Source organism: Pseudarthrobacter sulfonivorans (assembly GCF_024391045.1).
Classification (GTDB): domain Bacteria; phylum Actinomycetota; class Actinomycetes; order Actinomycetales; family Micrococcaceae; genus Arthrobacter; species Arthrobacter sulfonivorans_B.
Genome location: NZ_JANFCZ010000017.1, coordinates 1 through 16,438 on the forward strand (window position 1 = coordinate 1; position 16,438 = coordinate 16,438).

Annotated in this window: 14 protein-coding genes and 1 pseudogene; 7 read left to right on the top strand and 8 right to left on the bottom strand. The window is 65.5% G+C overall.

From position 1 onward, the window contains the following. The 4 genes and pseudogenes from NQJ30_RS12075 to tkt all read right to left on the bottom strand — a co-directional run. Positions 1–642 (bottom strand): annotated as a pseudogene (locus tag NQJ30_RS12075) (glucose-6-phosphate dehydrogenase); the annotation flags it as partial. A 15-nt stretch (positions 643–657) separates the two neighbouring features. Then, positions 658–2,292, bottom strand: a complete 1,635-nt coding sequence (locus tag NQJ30_RS12080) for a glucose-6-phosphate isomerase (protein ID WP_255770167.1) — start codon at positions 2,290–2,292, stop codon at positions 658–660. 6 nt (positions 2,293–2,298) lie between these two features. After that, on the bottom strand, positions 2,299–3,414 hold the full coding sequence (gene tal, locus NQJ30_RS12085; RefSeq protein ID WP_255770168.1) for a transaldolase: 1,116 nt from the start codon (positions 3,412–3,414) through the stop codon (positions 2,299–2,301). A gap of 23 nt (positions 3,415–3,437) precedes the next feature. Further along, positions 3,438–5,555 (bottom strand): transketolase, encoded by a 2,118-nt coding sequence (gene tkt, locus NQJ30_RS12090; RefSeq protein ID WP_255770248.1) that lies wholly within the window; start codon positions 5,553–5,555, stop codon positions 3,438–3,440. A gap of 505 nt (positions 5,556–6,060) precedes the next feature. On the opposite strand from tkt, the gene NQJ30_RS12095 reads away from it, so the two are divergent. Beyond that, the gene (locus tag NQJ30_RS12095) at positions 6,061–7,020 is read left to right on the top strand and encodes a heme o synthase (RefSeq protein ID WP_255770169.1); all 960 of its coding nucleotides are present in this window, start codon (positions 6,061–6,063) and stop codon (positions 7,018–7,020) included. A 366-nt stretch (positions 7,021–7,386) separates the two neighbouring features. Here the strand turns inward: NQJ30_RS12095 and NQJ30_RS12100 are convergent, their stop codons facing one another. From NQJ30_RS12100 to NQJ30_RS12110, 3 genes are read right to left on the bottom strand one after another with little or no spacing between them, the layout of a single operon-like run. Next, positions 7,387–8,331, bottom strand: a complete 945-nt coding sequence (locus NQJ30_RS12100; protein WP_255770170.1) for a COX15/CtaA family protein — start codon at positions 8,329–8,331, stop codon at positions 7,387–7,389. A gap of 7 nt (positions 8,332–8,338) precedes the next feature. Then, positions 8,339–9,100, bottom strand: coding sequence for an ABC transporter permease (locus tag NQJ30_RS12105; protein ID WP_255770249.1), 762 nt, complete (start codon positions 9,098–9,100; stop codon positions 8,339–8,341). 5 nt (positions 9,101–9,105) lie between these two features. Further along, positions 9,106–10,071 (bottom strand): ABC transporter ATP-binding protein, encoded by a 966-nt coding sequence (locus NQJ30_RS12110; protein WP_255770171.1) that lies wholly within the window; start codon positions 10,069–10,071, stop codon positions 9,106–9,108. A 115-nt stretch (positions 10,072–10,186) separates the two neighbouring features. On the opposite strand from NQJ30_RS12110, the gene NQJ30_RS12115 reads away from it, so the two are divergent. The 6 genes from NQJ30_RS12115 (at position 10,187) to NQJ30_RS12140 (ending at position 15,378) form a co-directional block, all read left to right on the top strand. Beyond that, positions 10,187–11,029 carry a helix-turn-helix transcriptional regulator gene (locus tag NQJ30_RS12115; protein ID WP_255770172.1) on the top strand — a complete coding sequence of 281 codons (843 nt, stop codon included), beginning with the start codon at positions 10,187–10,189 and terminating at the stop codon, positions 11,027–11,029. After that, on the top strand, positions 11,029–12,492 hold the full coding sequence (gene sufB / locus NQJ30_RS12120; protein ID WP_255770174.1) for a Fe-S cluster assembly protein SufB: 1,464 nt from the start codon (positions 11,029–11,031) through the stop codon (positions 12,490–12,492). Before NQJ30_RS12115 ends, sufB begins: the two co-directional genes overlap by 1 nt. A 2-nt stretch (positions 12,493–12,494) precedes the next feature. Next, positions 12,495–13,781 (top strand): Fe-S cluster assembly protein SufD, encoded by a 1,287-nt coding sequence (gene sufD / locus NQJ30_RS12125; protein WP_255770176.1) that lies wholly within the window; start codon positions 12,495–12,497, stop codon positions 13,779–13,781. Between the two features lie 16 nt (positions 13,782–13,797). Then, complete coding sequence (locus NQJ30_RS12130; protein WP_255770177.1) at positions 13,798–14,157, top strand: non-heme iron oxygenase ferredoxin subunit; 360 nt, start codon at positions 13,798–13,800, stop codon at positions 14,155–14,157. Positions 14,158–14,244: 87 nt separating this feature from the next. After that, positions 14,245–15,030, top strand: coding sequence for a Fe-S cluster assembly ATPase SufC (gene sufC, locus NQJ30_RS12135; RefSeq protein ID WP_255770179.1), 786 nt, complete (start codon positions 14,245–14,247; stop codon positions 15,028–15,030). Between the two features lie 15 nt (positions 15,031–15,045). After that, on the top strand, positions 15,046–15,378 hold the full coding sequence (locus NQJ30_RS12140) for a metal-sulfur cluster assembly factor (protein ID WP_255770180.1): 333 nt from the start codon (positions 15,046–15,048) through the stop codon (positions 15,376–15,378). Positions 15,379–15,542: 164 nt separating this feature from the next. Here the strand turns inward: NQJ30_RS12140 and ypfJ are convergent, their stop codons facing one another. Beyond that, positions 15,543–16,427, bottom strand: a complete 885-nt coding sequence (gene ypfJ, locus NQJ30_RS12145) for a KPN_02809 family neutral zinc metallopeptidase (protein ID WP_255770181.1) — start codon at positions 16,425–16,427, stop codon at positions 15,543–15,545. Positions 16,428–16,438: the final 11 nt, after the last annotated feature.

Here is a 16,438-nt window from a genome sequence, read left to right on the forward strand (position 1 = left end):
GTGGTCAATCCGGAACACCGCGTCCGGCGGGAACACCGACTCAACAATCTCATTCAACGCCCGGGCGGACTCCAGGTCATGCCCGAACGGCTTCTCGATCACCACCCGCCGCCACTTCTGCCCGTCAGCCTGCGCCAGACCATGCTTGGAGAGCTGCCGGCAGACCTGCTCAAACGCCTTCGGCGGGATCGAAAGATAAAACGCGTGATTCCCCCGCGTCCCGCGGTGCTCATCCAACTCCGCGATCGTGTCACCCAGACGCTCAAACGCGTCATCATCATCGAACTCGCCCCGCACAAAACGGATCCCCTCCGCGAGCTGGTTCCACACCGCCTCATCAAACGGCGTCCGCGCCGACGCCTGAACTGCGGCCTTCACCTGCGCGGCGAACTCCGCATCATCCCACTCACGCCGGCCGAACCCGACCAACGCGAAACTCGGCGGCAACAACCCCCGGTTCGCCAAGTCATACACCGCCGGCATCAACTTCTTGCGGGCAAGGTCGCCGGTTACTCCGAAGAGGACCAGCGACGATGGCCCGGCAATCCGGTTGAGGCGGCGGTCCCGCGGGTCCCGAAGCGGGTTTCGCCCCGATTTTCCGGACGGCGCGGCTGAATTCCTGCCGTTTTCAGTTTCTGGCATGGTAGCTGTGGAACCTTAGCTGTCGGAGACGGATGCAGACTGGGCGGCAAGGGCAGTGATGATTTCCTGCAGCTGTGCAACGCCCGCGGTGCGGTCGGTGAGGTGCAGGCGCAGGACCGGCCGGCCGTGGCCGGCGAGGACCTGGGCGTCCCCGGCGGCCTGGGCGGCAATCAGTTCCCCGAAGGTGAACGGCCGGTCCGGGATGGCCAGATCCTCGGCCGGAGCGGCCGTGACCTGCAAGAACACGCCGATCGCGGGTCCGCCCTTGTGGAACTGCCCGGTGGAGTGCAGGAACCGCGGTCCCCAGCCGAACGTGACGGGCCGGCCGCTGGTGCCCGCGAGCTGGTCACGGATGCCTTCCAAATCAGCGAACGCGAGCCGGTCGAAGTACGCCTGGACGCTGAGGTAGCTCTCGTCATCGAGCGTTCCCAGCAGGGCGCCGACGGCTTCCTCCGCCGTGTGGGCACCGCGGAGCCAGTCACCGCCGCGGACCTCGATCGCACCGTCGACAAACGCGGCCGGGGTGGGCTCGGGCTGGGCGTCCAGCAGGCCGCGCGCAGCCACCTTTGCGGCCTCGACGTCCGGCTGATCGAAGGGGTTGATCCCCAGCAGGCGGCCGGCAACGGCGGTGGCGAATTCCCACACCATCATCTGGGTGGCGAGTCCGCCGGCGATGGCCACTTCGTTTTCACCAAGTTCGACGTCGGCATCCGCGGCCACCAGCCGCACTACCAGGACGTCCGCCGCACCGGAGCTGACCTCCGGTGAGTTGGGTCCGGCCACCACCGGCAGCACCCCCGTGCCGAGCTTGCCCGTGGATTCGGCGATGAGCTGTTCGGCCCAGTCGGCGAACCCCACAATCCCGGACCCGTCCTCGGCGATCACGATCTTGTTCCGCAGCGGGTTGGTTCCGCCCAGCGCCGTGCCCAGCGCGAGGCCGATGTTTTCCGGAGCGTCCTCGTTGAGGATCTCGGCAGCTTCCTCGGCCTCGTCCAGGAACGCCTGGATATCCACACCGGCCAGACCCGAGGGCACCAGACCAAACGCGGTCAGGGCCGAGTAGCGGCCGCCGACGTTCGGGTCCGCGTTGAACACCGCACGGTACCCGGCCTCACGCGAGGCCTTATCCAACGGCGACCCCGGATCGGTCACAACAACAATCCGGCTCTTCGCATCAATACCCGCCTCCGTGAAGGCGTGCTCAAAGATCCGGCGCTGGGAATCGGTTTCCAGGGTCGAACCGGACTTGGACGACACCACAATCGCGGTCTCGGCCAGCCGGTCCGCCAACGCGGCCCGGACCTGGTCCGGGTCCGTGCTGTCCAGCACAGTCAGCTCAACGCCAGCGGTACCCGCAATGACCTCAGGAGCCAGCGAGGACCCGCCCATGCCACACAACACAATGCGGGAAACGCCGTCGGCCTTGAAAGCATCACGGAGCTCCAGGATGCCCGGCACCAGGGCCCGGGAAACGGTAGCCGCCTCCACCCAGCCGAGCCGGACAGCGGACTCGGACTCGGCATCGGGACCCCACAAGGTGCGATCCTTCGCGAAAATCCGGGTAGCGATGCGGTCCGCCACAAGGGCAGGAAGGTGCTGTTCAAGTGCCTGCCGCGCGGCACCGGTGGCGTCGTAGCTGAGAGTGCTCATAGTGGGTTAGGAAGCCTTCCGTGCAGAAGCGAGGGCGCCTTCGACGTCGGCCAGCAGTTCCTTCCAGCTGGCCACGAACTTGTCGAGGCCTTCGGACTCGAGGAGGGCTACCACCTCGTTGTAGGAGATGCCCAGGGCGTCGAGTGCGTCGAGGGTGGCGTTGGCTTCGGCGTAGGTGCCGGAAACGGTGTCGCCCGTGACCACGCCGTGGTCGAACGTGGCGTCGAGGGTCTTCTCCGGCATGGTGTTGACCACGCCGGGCGCCACGAGCTCCGTTACGTACAGGGTGTCGGGGTAGGCCGGGTCCTTGACGCCGGTGGAGGCCCACAGCGGACGCTGGGGGAGGGCGCCGGCTTCGGCAAGGAGTGCCCAGCGCTCGGTGGAGAAGAGCTCCTCGTAGACCTGGTAGGCGAGGCGTGCGTTGGCGACGCCGGCCTTGCCCTTGAGTGCCTTGGCTTCGTCGGTGCCGATGGCGTCGAGGCGCTTGTCGATCTCGGTGTCCACGCGGGATACGAAGAACGAGGCCACCGAGTGGATCTTGGCGAGGTCATGCCCGTTTTCCTTGGCCTGCTCGAGGCCGGACTGGAAGGCGTTGATGACGGCGCGGTACCGCTCCAGGGAGAAGATCAGGGTCACGTTGACGCTGATGCCCTCGGCGAGGGTGGCGGTGATGGCTTCGAGGCCTTCAAGGGTTGCCGGGATCTTGATGTGGACGTTGTCCTTGTTGACCTTCTTGTACAGGTGCTTGGCCTCGGCGATGGTGGCCGCCGTGTCCCAGGCAAGGCGCGGGTCAACTTCGATGGACACGCGGCCGTCGACGCCCTTCGTCGCTGCCGCGACAGGGGCGAACAGGTCGCAGGCGTCGGCGACGTCGGTGGTGGTGATCTCGAAGATGGTCTCTTCGACGCTGGCGCCGGCTGCTGCCTGGGCCGCGATGGTGGCGTCGTAGTCGGTGCCGGCCGTGATGGCAGCGTGGAAGATGGACGGGTTGGTGGTCACACCAACCACGTTCTTCTCTTCGATGAGCTTGCGCAGCGTGCCGGTCTCCAGGCGGCTGCGGGAGAGGTCATCAAGCCAGATGGATACTCCGGCGTCGGAGAGCTGCTGGGTGGGGGTAGTCATGGTGTTATCTCCTGGAATCTGTGTTAGGCCTGCAGGCCGGCGAGGGAGTCTTTGGCGGCGGCGGCGACAGCCTCCGCGGTGATGCCGAACTCCTTGAAGAGGCGCTTGTAGTCAGCGGAAGCGCCGTAGTGTTCGAGGCTGATGGAACGGCCGGCGTCGCCAACGAATTCACGCCAGCCCAGGGCCAGGCCGGCCTCGACGGAGACACGTGCCTTGACGCCGGCGGGCAGCACGGACTCGCGGTAGGCCGCGTCCTGCTTGGTGAACCACTCGACGCACGGCATGGACACGACGCGGGCGGCGATGCCTTCGGCCTGGAGGGCTTCGCGGGCCTGGACGGCCAGCTGGACCTCGGACCCGGTGCCGATCAGGATCACGTCGGCCGGTACGGTGGCGCCGTCCTTGGACGCTTCGGCCAGGACGTAGCCGCCCTTGGCGACGCCTGCAACGGAACCGAACGTGTCGCCGTCGGCCGCTCCTGCACCACGCGCATAGGTGGGGATGTTCTGGCGGGTGAGGACGATGCCTGCCGGGTTGGAGTGGTTCTCCAGCATGGTCTTCCAGGCCACGGCGACTTCGTTGGCGTCGCCGGGGCGGACCACGTCAAGACCGACGATGGCGCGCAGTGACGCGAGCTGCTCCACCGGCTGATGGGTGGGTCCGTCCTCGCCCAGGCCGATGGAGTCGTGCGTCCACACGTAGATGGACGGCACACCCATGAGGGCGCCGAGGCGGATGGCCGGGCGCTGGTAGTCGCTGAAGATCAGGAACGTGCCGGAGAATGCGCGGGTGTTGCCGTGCAGTGAAATGCCGTTCACAATCGACGCGGCAGCGTGCTCACGGATGCCGAAGTGCAGGACGCGGCCGTAGGGGTTGCCCTTCCAGGCGTCGGTCTGCTTGGACGCAGGGATGAACGACGGCGAACCTTCGATGGTGGTGTTGTTGGACTCGGCGAGGTCGGCCGAACCGCCCCACAGTTCCGGCATGACCGGGCCCAGCGCGTTCAGGACCTTGCCGGATGCGGCGCGGGTGGAGACGTCCTTGCCGGCCTCAAACACGGGCAGTGCCGCGTCCAGGCCCCCGGGCAGTTCCTGCGCCTCGACGCGCTGCAGGAGCGCAGCGCCTTCGGGGTTGGCTGCCTGCCAGGCGTTGAAGGATTCTTCCCATTCCTTGCGGGCGGAGGCGCCGCGGTCAACCACGCTGCGGGCGTGGGCCAGGACTTCCTGGTCAACCTCGAAGGACTTGGCGGGGTCGAAGCCCAGGACCTCCTTCAACGCGGCGACTTCCACGGCACCGAGTGCGGAGCCGTGGATCTTGCCGGTGTTCTGCTTCTTCGGTGCCGGGTAGCCGATGATGGTGCGCAGCGAGATGATGGACGGCTTGGACGTCTCGGCCTTCGCCGCGAGCAGGGCCGAGTACAGCTCCTGGACGTCTTCGACGTATTCGCCCGTCTTGGTCCAGTCCACGCGCTGGGTGTGCCAGCCGTAGGCCTCGTAGCGCTTGAGGACATCCTCGGTGAAGGAGATGTCGGTGTCGTCCTCGATGGAGATGTGGTTCTCGTCGTAGACCACCACGAGGTTACCCAGTTCCTGGTGGCCGGCCAGCGAGGAAGCCTCGGACGTGACGCCTTCCTGGAGATCGCCGTCGGAGGCGATCACCCAGATGGTGTGGTCGAACGGGCTTTCGCCGGCGGCAGCATCGGCGTCGAACAGGCCGCGCATCCGGCGCTGCGAGTAGGCGAAGCCCACGGAGGAGGCCAGGCCCTGGCCCAGCGGGCCGGTGGTGATTTCCACACCGGCGGTGTGCTTGTACTCCGGGTGGCCGGGGGTCAGCGAACCCCAGGTGCGCAACGCCTCAAGGTCCTTCAGTTCCAGGCCGTAGCCGGAGAGGAACAGCTGGATGTAGAGGGTCAGCGAAGTGTGGCCGGGGGACAGGATGAAACGGTCGCGTCCCAGCCAGGCCGGGTTCTGGGGATCGTGGCGCATCAGTTTCTGGAAAAGAAGGTAGGCGGCCGGGGCCAGGCTCATGGCCGTGCCGGGGTGGCCGTTACCGACCTTCTCCACAGCGTCCGCGGCCAGAACACGGATGGTATCCACCGCGCGCTGGTCCAAGCTGGTCCATGACAGTTCTTGCTCTTCCAAATGTGGCACGAAAACCGGGCCCCTCTCTGTGCTGACGGCGACACGGCGGTTACGGTCCGCGGCACGCTGAGGCGCCGCTGCGGTGTACCAGCCGTTCACCATCGAAACGTGGATCTCTAACTCAGACACAGACCAATGGGAATGCGGTTTCCGCCGCTTTCCCAGTGCGTGCTGATCTGGTGACAGCTTAGCTCCATTCCACGCTTCGGGCGGCTCAAATCTCATGTTTTGGACGCAATTTCGCTTTATGTGAATGAGTGTTCCGTGCGGTTGAGTTAATCTGCTCGAATTGGCCTGCGAGCAATCATCAGGGCCTATTGAGCGGGGATCTGTCGCAAATGCGCACGGTATGATATTTGGAGGCCGACGCCGGATGGCCGTGCCCTTCGGGGTCTGCGGGCCAGCGGTACTGCGGGCGCCCTTGACCGATGACAATGGCGGGTGCCCGGGCAAACGGCCGCGAGATCCAGCTGCACTGACAGACAGAACTGCCAAACAAGAACGGGTGACTGCCACCGTGAGCACAACCGATACGCCGCTAAATGCTGCCCCCGCCCGAGGGAGGGCCGGGCTGGCCCGAAAGGCCAAGGCGTATTTCGCCCTCACCAAACCACGCGTCATCGAGCTGCTCCTCGTCAGTACGTTGCCCACCATGATTTTTGCCCAGCGCGGTTTCCCCTCGATCGGACTGATCCTGGCCACGCTGATCGGTGGCGCGTTTGCGGCCGGCAGTGCCGGTGCGTTCAACTGCTATTTCGACCGCGACATCGACAAGTTGATGCACCGCACCGAAAACCGGCCGCTCGTCACCGGGGAAGTGACCCCGCGCGAGGCCCTGATCTTCTCCTGGCTGCTCGGTGCGGCCGCCATCGCCATCCTCTGGTTCGGGGCCAACGCCCTCGCTGCATGGCTCGGAGTGGCTGCCATTTTCTTCTACGTGGTCATCTACACCCTGATCCTCAAACGCCGCACCGCACAGAACATCGTGTGGGGAGGGGCCGCGGGCTGTTTCCCGGTGGTGATCGGGTGGGCTGCCGTGACCGACCGCGTGGAGTGGCCCGCCATCATCCTCTTTATGGTGATCTTCCTTTGGACCCCGCCGCATTACTGGCCGCTCTCCATGCGTTACGGCGAGGATTACCGCAACGCCAACGTCCCCATGCTCGGCGCCATCGCCGGAGCAAAGGTGGTTTCCGTTCAGGTTGTCCTTTACGCCTGGGCCATGGTGGCCTGTTCCCTGCTGCTGGTCCCGGCCGGCGGCGCGGGCTGGGTCTACACCGTGACCGCGGTCCTGGCCGGGGCCTGGTTCCTCTACGAATCCCATGCACTTTACAACCGGGCCCAGCGCGAGGATATCCCGGACAAGAAGGCCATGAAGGTCTTCCACGGCTCCATCAGCTACCTGACCCTGCTGTTTATCGCACTGGCAGTGGATCCGTTTATCGGGTCCGCCATCATCGGCTGACCCTCCCACCCGACCCTCTGTCACTTCCTGCACGTACTAGGGCAACCCTCTCGCACTCCAAAGTGCGGGAGGGTTGCTTGGTTTCGTGGGAGGTGTGGTTCGGGCCATCGGGGCGCAGCACAACCCCTGCCACGAAGGCGCGAATCAGTCGCCCTGAAGCAGTCAGACGGAACCGCTTCAGCACAAGCGCGCGGCGGCGCACCTTAGTAAAAGCGCAGGTACCGCAAGAGGGTCCGCCGATTTCCGGTAGGTACTGCGAGAGCGTTCGGAAAAATGCCACAATAAGGGAGAGAGCGTCGTTAAAGGGAAGTGCCACGGTTCCGTTGGAACCGTGGCACTTCTGCGTTGCGGGCTAAAGAATTGCGGCTACTTCGTTGGGCTGGAATGCGCGACGTCGGCCGCGTTGGTGGCGGCGCCCATCAACAGTGCCGCACCCAACATGTGGGCGCCCACCAGCAGGGCAGGGATCCCGTTGTAGTACTGCGTGAAGCCGATGACCGCCTGAAGCAGCGTGACGGCCAGCAGCAGGACCGTCGCCGTCCTGAACGGGCCCGTGATCCGGCGGGTAAACACCAGCACCAGCGCGAACAGGGTTCCGGCCGTCACCAGATAGGCCGGCACGGCGTGGATGTGCGAGAAAAGGTCCCAGTCCAGCCCGTTGCGCGGTGCGTCGGCATCCCCGGCATGCGGACCTGCCCCGGTCACCACAACGCCGAGCATGACCGCCAGAGCCGAGAACAGTGCGACGGCGGCGGTCACCGGGCGCAGTACGCCCGGCAACGCAGGCCGTGACATGGTGGCAAGCCGGCCGGTGCGCCCGTAGGCCCGGTTCACCAGCAGGGTGGCGATAACCACCAGCGCCATCGACACCAGGAAGTGGAGGCCCACCACCCAGGGATTGAGGTTGGTGAGGACGGTGATGCCGCCGATCACCGCCTGTGCCGGGATGCTGGCCAGGAGGCCCAGTGCCAGCAGGAACAGGTCGCGGCGTTCCTTTCGCAGGTTCCACAGGTACACCAGCATCAGCACCGCGACTGCGGCCAGGGCGAAGGTCAGGAGCCTGTTGCCGAACTCGATGAACCCATGGATTCCCATCTCGGCGGTGTTGACCAAGGAGGTGTCGGTACAGCGCGGCCACGTCGGGCAGCCCAGTCCGGACGCGGTCAGCCGGACCGCGCCGCCGGTGACCACCAGCAGGGTCTGGCCAATAAGGGAGGCCACGGCAAGGCGGCGCACCCGGGCGTCGACGGTACGGGGAAGCCGCGCTGTCAGGCGGCCGGCAAACTCGGGAAGGCGTGAAGCCGTGCTCACGGATATCTCAATTCCACTTGAACCAACGGATGGCTGCTGCGCCGGCAAGGACTGTCCAGAACAGCAGTATGAGGGCGGCACCGAAATTAACGGTGCCGGAGAGGAAGGCCTCGCGCAAGGCGGCGCCCAATGCGCCCGAGGGCAGATAGTGCACGATTCCCTGGACGAGCGCAGGCAGCCGATCGGCGGGAATCACGATGCCGCCGAGGGCTCCGAGCAGGATCCACAACAGGTTGGTGATCGCCAGTGTGGCCTCAGGCCGGACGGTGCCGGCCACCAGCAGCCCCAGCGCAGTGAACGCCGCGGCGCCCAGGACCAGCAGCGCCAGGCCGGGCAGCCACGCCGCTGCCGGCGGGGTCCAGCCGAGGAACAGCGCAACCACCGAGACAACCACTACCTGCAGCGCAAGGACGGTCAGGACCGCCAACACCTTTCCGGCGATGAGTCCGGGACGGCCCAGGGGCGTGGTGGAGAGGAACCGAAGGACCCCGTACCTGCGGTCGAAGCCGGTGGCGATTCCCTGGCCGGTAAAGGCTGTGGACAGCGCGCAGAGCGCCAGGATGCCGGGCACAGCTATGTTGACGCGGCTGCCACCGAGGCCGTCCAGGAGCGGTGTGACGGTCAGGCCTATCAGCGCGAGCAGCGGCAGGACCACTGCGAGGATGAGCTGCTCGCCGTTCCTGAGCATGGCAACTGCTTCGTATTTGCCTTGGAGGAGGATGCGGCGGACGAGGGTCGCGGGGGCTTGACGTGCAGCGGCGTCCGGCATGGCGGTCATCGGATTTCCTTTCCCGAAACGTCGAGGAACACGTCTTCGAGGCTTCGCGCCGCAAGGTTGAGCGAGGTGGGCATCACTCCGTGGGCGGCCCACCAGGAGGCCAGCGCGGCTAGGTCGTGGGGCGTGAGCGGCCCAGTGGCAACATAGCTGCCGGCACGTGTTTCGCTGACGGTGATGGTCTCGGGAAGGACTCCGGAGAGGTTGAGCCTGGCATCGGCTTCAAAGAGGAGGGTGCGGATATGCTCGCCGGATTCGACGGCGGGCTCCCGCTGGAGAAGCTGTGCAACGGTGCCTTCCGCGACGTTCCGGCCGGCGTCGATGATGTAGACGTAATCCGCCAGGCGCTGTGCGTCATCCATGAGGTGGGTGGTGAGGATGATTCCCATTCCGGCGTCCCGCAGCTCGGCAATAAGCTCAAAAACCAACTGCCGGGACTGCGGGTCCAACCCTGCGCTCGGCTCATCCAGGAAGAGGACCTCCGGATTGCCGATGAGCGCCGCGGCAAGGGCCAGCCGCTGTTTCTGTCCGCCGGAGAGCCGGCGAACAGTGGTCCGGGCAAAGGAATCGATGCCGAGCCGGTCCACCAGTTCGTCAACGGACCGCGGCCGGGCGTACATCCCGGCAATGTGGCGCAGCAAGGGAATGGGCCGGGCCGACGGCGGGAGGCCACCGTCCTGCAGCATCACACCCACTCGGGAGCGCAACTCAGCCCCCGCGCGGCCGGGATCCTGCCCCAGCAGCGAAATGGATCCACCGCTGCGCGTCTGCAGTCCCTGCGCGCATTCGATGGTGGTCGTCTTCCCGGCGCCGTTGGCCCCGAGCAGCGCGGTCACCTGGCCGCGTTCGGCGTGGAGCGAGACGCCGCTCACCACCCGGAGCATCTTTCCATCCAGACTGGCCAGCGGACCAACATCCTTAATTAACCCGCTGATGGACAGAACCGGGGATTCGGGGGATCGCACCCCAGCATTCTACGCGATGTAGTACAGGCCGGGGTTGCTGCCGCCAGCACCCGGCCTGGCGCAGGTCAGCCTCGCCTTACTGGAACGGGGGACTAAATTACGACATGATTGTGTTGTGTATTCCATGACCAACGCTACTGCTGTGCCCCTTGGCGGGCACGGAGCGCCGCGCACCACCCCGGATCGCGGCCACGTCGCCGTTTCTCCGGCGGCGGACCCTGACGAGCGTACGCGCGACCGTGTGCTCAGCGCAGTCCTGGAGCATGGTCCCGTCAGCGCCGCGGAACTTGGCGACATGCTGGGCTTCACGCCCGCGGCAGTCCGGCGCCACCTCGACCAGCTGCACCGCAGTGGCGTGATTGAAGTCAAGCGCGTGGCCAAAGCCGGTGCCGGCGCGGGACGCCCCGCACGGCGCTACGTCTTGAGCTCACAGGGCCAGTCCACCCTTGGCAACGACTACCTCGACATCGCCACCCTGGCGCTCAAGCAGCTCCAGGAGATGGCGGGCGTACAGGCAGTCCGCGCGTTCGCCGTCGAGCGTTTCAGCGATATGGAACGCCGCTATGCACCGGAAATCGAGCAGGCCGGGCCGGACATCACGGCACGTGCCCGGGTGCTGGCCGAGGCCCTCACCCGCGACGGGTTCGTGGCGTCAGCGGCATCCATCGAGGCCAAAGCCCCGCTTCCGGCGGCGCTGTCCAGCGTCCAGCTGTGCCAGGGGCACTGCCCCATCCAGCAGCTCGCCGCCCACTTTCCTGTCTTCTGCGACGTGGAGACCGAAGTGTTCTCCCGCCTGGTCGGCGTAGATGTGCGCCGCCTGTCCACCCTGGCGCGCGGCGGCCACGTCTGCACCACCCACATACCCACAGGCCGGCTGGCTGCAGGGGGACCCCACGTCCCGCAGGCAGCCCCCGCCAGCCTGAATGAAGTAACCAACCATCAGCAAGAAAGGCCGTGATGACGGACCAACTATCAGAGAAAGCGGTAGCCGAAGACACTGTGATCTCGGAGATTCTGGAAAAGAATCCCGAGCTCCACGGCATCGGCACGTACGAGTACGGCTGGTCCGACAAGAACGACGTCGGCGCCAACGCCCGCCGCGGCATCAATGACGAAGTCGTCCGTGACATCTCGGACAAAAAGAGCGAACCCGAGTGGATGCTCGACCTTCGCCTCAAGGGCCTGAAGTACTTCGACCGCAAGCCCATGCCCACCTGGGGTGCAGACCTCTCCGGCATCGACTTCGACAACATCAAGTACTTCGTGCGCTCCACCGAGAAGCAGGCCGCCTCGTGGGAGGACCTGCCCGAGGACATCCGGAACACCTACGAGAAGCTGGGCATCCCGGAAGCTGAGCGCAGCCGCCTCGTGTCCGGCGTGGCAGCACAGTACGAGTCCGAGGTGGTCTACCACCAGATCCGCGAGGACCTCGAGGCCCAGGGCGTCATCTTCCTGGACACCGACACCGCACTGCGCGAACACCCGGAGATCTTCCAGGAATACTTCGGCACCGTCATTCCCGTGGGCGACAACAAATTCGCGTCCCTGAACACGGCTGTCTGGTCCGGCGGCTCCTTTGTCTACGTCCCCAAGGGCGTCCACGTGGACATCCCGCTGCAGGCATACTTCCGCATCAACACGGAAAACATGGGCCAGTTCGAGCGGACCCTGATCATCGCCGACGAGGACTCCTACGTCCACTACATCGAAGGCTGCACCGCGCCGATCTACACCTCGGACTCGCTGCACTCCGCCGTCGTCGAAATCATCGTGAAGAAGGGCGCCCGCGTCCGGTACACCACCATCCAGAACTGGTCCACCAACGTGTACAACCTGGTGACCAAGCGCGCCATCTGCGAAGAGGGCGCCACCATGGAGTGGGTTGATGGCAACATCGGCTCGAAGGTGACCATGAAGTACCCGGCCGTCTACCTGGTGGGCGAGCACGCCAAGGGCGAGACCCTGTCCATCGCGTTCGCCGGTGCCGGCCAGCACCAGGACACGGGCTCCAAGATGGTGCACATCGCACCGAACACCAAGAGCTCCATCATCTCCAAGTCAGTGGCCCGCGGCGGCGGCCGTTCGGCCTACCGCGGCCTGGTCCAGGTCCGGGAAGGTGCCAAGCACTCAGCCAACACCGTCCGCTGTGACGCGCTCCTGGTGGACACCATTAGCCGTTCGGACACCTACCCGTACATCGACATCCGCGAGGATGACGTGGTGATGGGCCACGAAGCAACCGTTTCCCGGGTCAGCGAAGAGCAGCTCTTCTACCTGATGTCCCGCGGCATGCGCGAAGACGAGGCCATGGCGATGATCGTCCGCGGCTTCATCGAGCCCATTGCCCGCGAACTCCCGATGGAGTACGCACTTGAGCTGAACCGCCTGATTGAACTGCAGATGGAAGGGTCCGTCGGATAACGATGACTGAAATCACTACTGAAAAGGCCCGCATCGGCGCGCCCTCGGCCCAGCCGTTTATTGACGGCTTCACGGAGGAAGGCGAAAGCCTTTCTCCGATCAACGCGGCCAACTCCAAGGCACCGCTTGCCGGCGAAGCTGTCAAGAGCCACTCCCACGGCGGCGGCGTCGGTATCCCGGACAGCTCACGCGCCGGCCGGCTGACCTCCTATAACCTGGCGGACTTCAAGCCGCTGACCGGGCTCGAAGAGGACTGGCGGTTCACCCCGCTCAAGCGCCTCCGGGGCTTGCACAGCGACGTCCTGGCCGGGGCTGCCCCCACGGTCACCGTCAGCGGCCCTGACCGGATCACGGTGGAAACCGTGGCCCGCGATGACAAGCGCATCGGTACCGCCGGCATCCCGGAGGACCGCGTGTCCGCCAACGCCTGGGAGAACTTCAGTGAAGCCACCGTCCTCACCGTCCCGGCTGAATTCGAGGCCGACACCGAAATCACCGTCGTCATCGAAGGCACCTCAACGGATGCAGCCGCCCAGCACCTGGTGATCGTTGCGGAGAAGTTCTCCAAGTCCGTTGTGGTCCTGGAGCACCAGGGATCGGCCGTCGTGTCCGAAAACATCGAAATCGTTGTTGAAGACGGCGCCGACCTCACCGTTGTTTCGCTCCAGGAATGGAACGGGGACGCCGTGCACGCCTCCTCGCAGCAGGCAAAGATCGGCCGTGACGCCAAGCTCAAGCACGTGGTTGTCAGCCTCGGCGGCGACCTGGTCCGCGTCACGCCGTCGGCCCGTTTCACCGCTCCCGGCGGCGAAGCGGAAATGTTCGGCCTGTACTTCGCCGACGCCGGCCAGCACCTTGAGCAGCGCCTGTACGTTGACCACGCGGTGGCCAACTGCACCTCCAACGTCCTGTACAAGGGCGCGCTGCAGGGCCGCGATGCCCACGCAGTGTGGGTGGGCGACGTGCTGATCCGCAAGGAAGCCGAAGGCACCGACAGCTATGAGGCCAACCGCAACCTGCTCCTGACGGACGGCGCCCGCGCCGACTCGGTTCCCAACCTGGAAATCGAAACCGGCCTGATCAAGGGAGCCGGCCACGCCAGCGCCACCGGCCGCCTCGACGACGAACACCTGTTCTACCTGATGGCCCGCGGCATCCCCGAAGACGCCGCCCGTCGCCTGGTGGTCCGCGGCTTCCTGCACGAGATCATCCAGCAGATCAAGGTCCCGGCCCTCGAAGAGCGGCTGACCGAGGCTGTTGAGCGCGAGCTCGCAGTTACGAACAACTAGACGGCGCGGACAACAGATGACTGACCAGCCAAAGGGCGAGCTTGTTTGCAAGGTGGACGAAATCCAGCTCAAGCAGGCACTCCGGATCCTGATCGATGACTACCCTGTAGCCATCGTCAAGGACTCCATGGGGGAAATCCACGCCATCGGGGACACCTGCTCGCACGCGGACATTTCCTTGTCCGAGGGCGAAGTGGAAGGGTGCAAGATCGAATGCTGGGGCCACGGCTCCCAGTTCGACCTGCGCAGCGGCGAGCCGCTCCAACTGCCCGCTTACGACCCCGTCCCGGTGTTCGCCGTCGAGATCCATGGGGATGAGGTCTACGTGGACTTCACCAACGTCCTCAACGGCGCGCAAGCCCCGAACTTCAGCTAGCACAGTCTTTACCCAGCAACAGAACCAAACTTCCAGACACAGACCGCACCGGAGCCGACGAGCCCGGTGCAGAGGAGAACAAGACGTATGTCTACTCTTGAGATCAAGGACCTGCACGTCAGCATTGACACGGAGCAGGGCACCAAGAAGATCCTGAAGGGCGTCAGCCTGACCATCAAGACCGGCCAGACCCACGCCATCATGGGCCCCAACGGTTCCGGCAAATCCACCCTGGCGTCCACCATCGCCGGCCACCCGCGCTACAACGTCACCAGCGGCACTATCACGCTCGACGGCGAGGACGTCCTCACGATGAGTGTTGACCAGCGCGCCCGCGCCGGCGTCTTCCTGGCCATGCAGTACCCCGTCGAGGTCCCCGGCGTGTCCATGACCAACTTCCTGCGGACCGCCAAGACCGCTATTGACGGCGAAGCACCCAAACTGCGTACGTGGACCAAGGAAGTCAAGGACGCGATGGCCCAGCTCCGCATTGACGCCGACTTCGCCCAGCGCAACGTCAACGAAGGCTTCTCGGGCGGCGAGAAGAAGCGTGTGGAGATCCTCCAGTTGGAGCTCTTCAAGCCGAAGTTCGCCATCCTGGACGAAACCGACTCCGGCCTGGACGTCGACGCCCTGAAGGTTGTCTCCGAAGGCGTCAACCGCGCCCACGCCGAGGGCAACATGGGCACGCTGCTCATCACGCACTACACGCGCATCCTCCGTTACATCAAGCCTGACTTCGTCCACGTGTTCGTTGACGGCCAGGTTGTCGAAGAGGGCGGCCCTGAGCTCGCGGACCGCCTCGAAGAAGAAGGCTACGACCGTTACGCCACGGGCGCCGGCGCAGCCGCCATCGCTGCAGTACAGGCCTAGTTAGGACTAAACGCCATGACCGAAATCAAAGCGGCCCAAACGGGCCTCGAGGATATCGAAGAGGCACTGAAGGACGTTATTGACCCGGAGCTCGGCGTAAACATCGTTGACCTTGGGCTGCTCTACGGCCTGAAGTACTCCGAGGACGACGGCGCACTGCTGATCGACATGACCCTCACCACGGCCGCCTGCCCGCTCACCGATGTGATCGAGGAGCAGGTGGGCCAGGCCCTGGACGGGGTAGTCGATGAGTGGCGCCTGAACTGGGTATGGATGCCGCCGTGGGGTCCGGAACGGATCACGGACGACGGCAAGGACCAGATGCGGGCCCTCGGCTTCAACATCTGATCCGCGCCGCGTCTCTTGCGGCGCGGGCCCTGTTCTGGAAGACGTACGACGACGGCCGGTCACCTTCTGCGCGAAGGTAACCGGCCGTCGTCGTTCGTCGTCCCCAGCGGCCCCTAAGCTCGGCCAGGGAACCCCGCCGTCGTCGTCCCCACCCAATCGATGCGTCAGAGGCTGGGCGCCGAGAACGTGTCGCACTTGTTGATGTCGCCACTCTGGTAGCCCGTGTAGAACCACTTCTGCCGCTGTTCGCTGGAACCGTGCGTCCAGGATTCAGGGGACACCCGCGCGGTGGCCGCCTTCTGGATCCGGTCATCTCCCACCGCCGAAGCTGCGGAGAGGGCGTCGTTGAGGTCCTGCTGGGTCAACGCCTCCAGGAGCGGCTGGCCGGACTTGGGGTCCGGCTGGCTGCTTGCGTAGCGGGCCCACAGACCGGCGTAGCAGTCAGCCTGGAGTTCCACCCGCACGCCTCCGGACTCCGGTCCCTGCGGATCCTGCTGGGCGCGGTCCAGGTACCCGAGCACGTTTTGGATGTGGTGACCGAACTCGTGCGCCACCACATACTCCTGCGCGAGCGGGCCGCCGGAGGAACCGAACCGGTCAACCAACTCCTGGAAGAAACCGGGGTCGAAGTACGCGGTGGTGTCGTTGGGGCAATAGAACGGGCCCACTTCACTGGTGGCCGCACCGCAGCCGGTATTCGTGCCGCCGGTGAAGATGACCGTCTTCGGTTGCGGGTACTGTACGCCGTAGTCCTTCAGGTACGCCGGCCAGAACGCGTTGAGGCTGTTGACGGTGCCGGTGATCCGGCAGTCCAGCCGGGCGTCGGCGTCGGCGCCGGTCTTGCATGCCGGCGCCGTGCCTTGGGTCTGGTCGGGAGTGCCGGCCCCGCCGGTCAAACCCTCGAGCAGTGCCGGGTTGACGCCAAGCAGGGCTGCGATGAGCAGGATGAGCCCGCCACCGATGCCGCCGCCGACCTTGACGCCGCGGCCCATGCCGCGACGGTCCTGCACCTGGGAGGGGTCCAGCTGGGCGTTGTCATTGAAGCTCATGAAGTCACAAT

Bases quoted from the DNA above. Each gene is read 5' to 3' on its own strand.
- tal (WP_255770168.1), bottom strand. From the start codon at position 3,414: ATGACTACCCCCACCCAGCAGCTCTCCGACGCCGGAGTATCCATCTGG.
- NQJ30_RS12080 (WP_255770167.1), bottom strand. From the start codon at position 2,292: ATGAGCACTCTCAGCTACGACGCCACCGGTGCCGCGCGGCAGGCACTT.
- NQJ30_RS12105 (WP_255770249.1), bottom strand. From the start codon at position 9,100: ATGCCGGACGCCGCTGCACGTCAAGCCCCCGCGACCCTCGTCCGCCGC.
- sufB (WP_255770174.1), top strand. From the start codon at position 11,029: ATGACGGACCAACTATCAGAGAAAGCGGTAGCCGAAGACACTGTGATC.
- sufD (WP_255770176.1), top strand. From the start codon at position 12,495: ATGACTGAAATCACTACTGAAAAGGCCCGCATCGGCGCGCCCTCGGCC.
- NQJ30_RS12130 (WP_255770177.1), top strand. From the start codon at position 13,798: ATGACTGACCAGCCAAAGGGCGAGCTTGTTTGCAAGGTGGACGAAATC.
- ypfJ (WP_255770181.1), bottom strand. From the start codon at position 16,427: ATGAGCTTCAATGACAACGCCCAGCTGGACCCCTCCCAGGTGCAGGAC.
- NQJ30_RS12140 (WP_255770180.1), top strand. From the start codon at position 15,046: ATGACCGAAATCAAAGCGGCCCAAACGGGCCTCGAGGATATCGAAGAG.
- sufC (WP_255770179.1), top strand. From the start codon at position 14,245: ATGTCTACTCTTGAGATCAAGGACCTGCACGTCAGCATTGACACGGAG.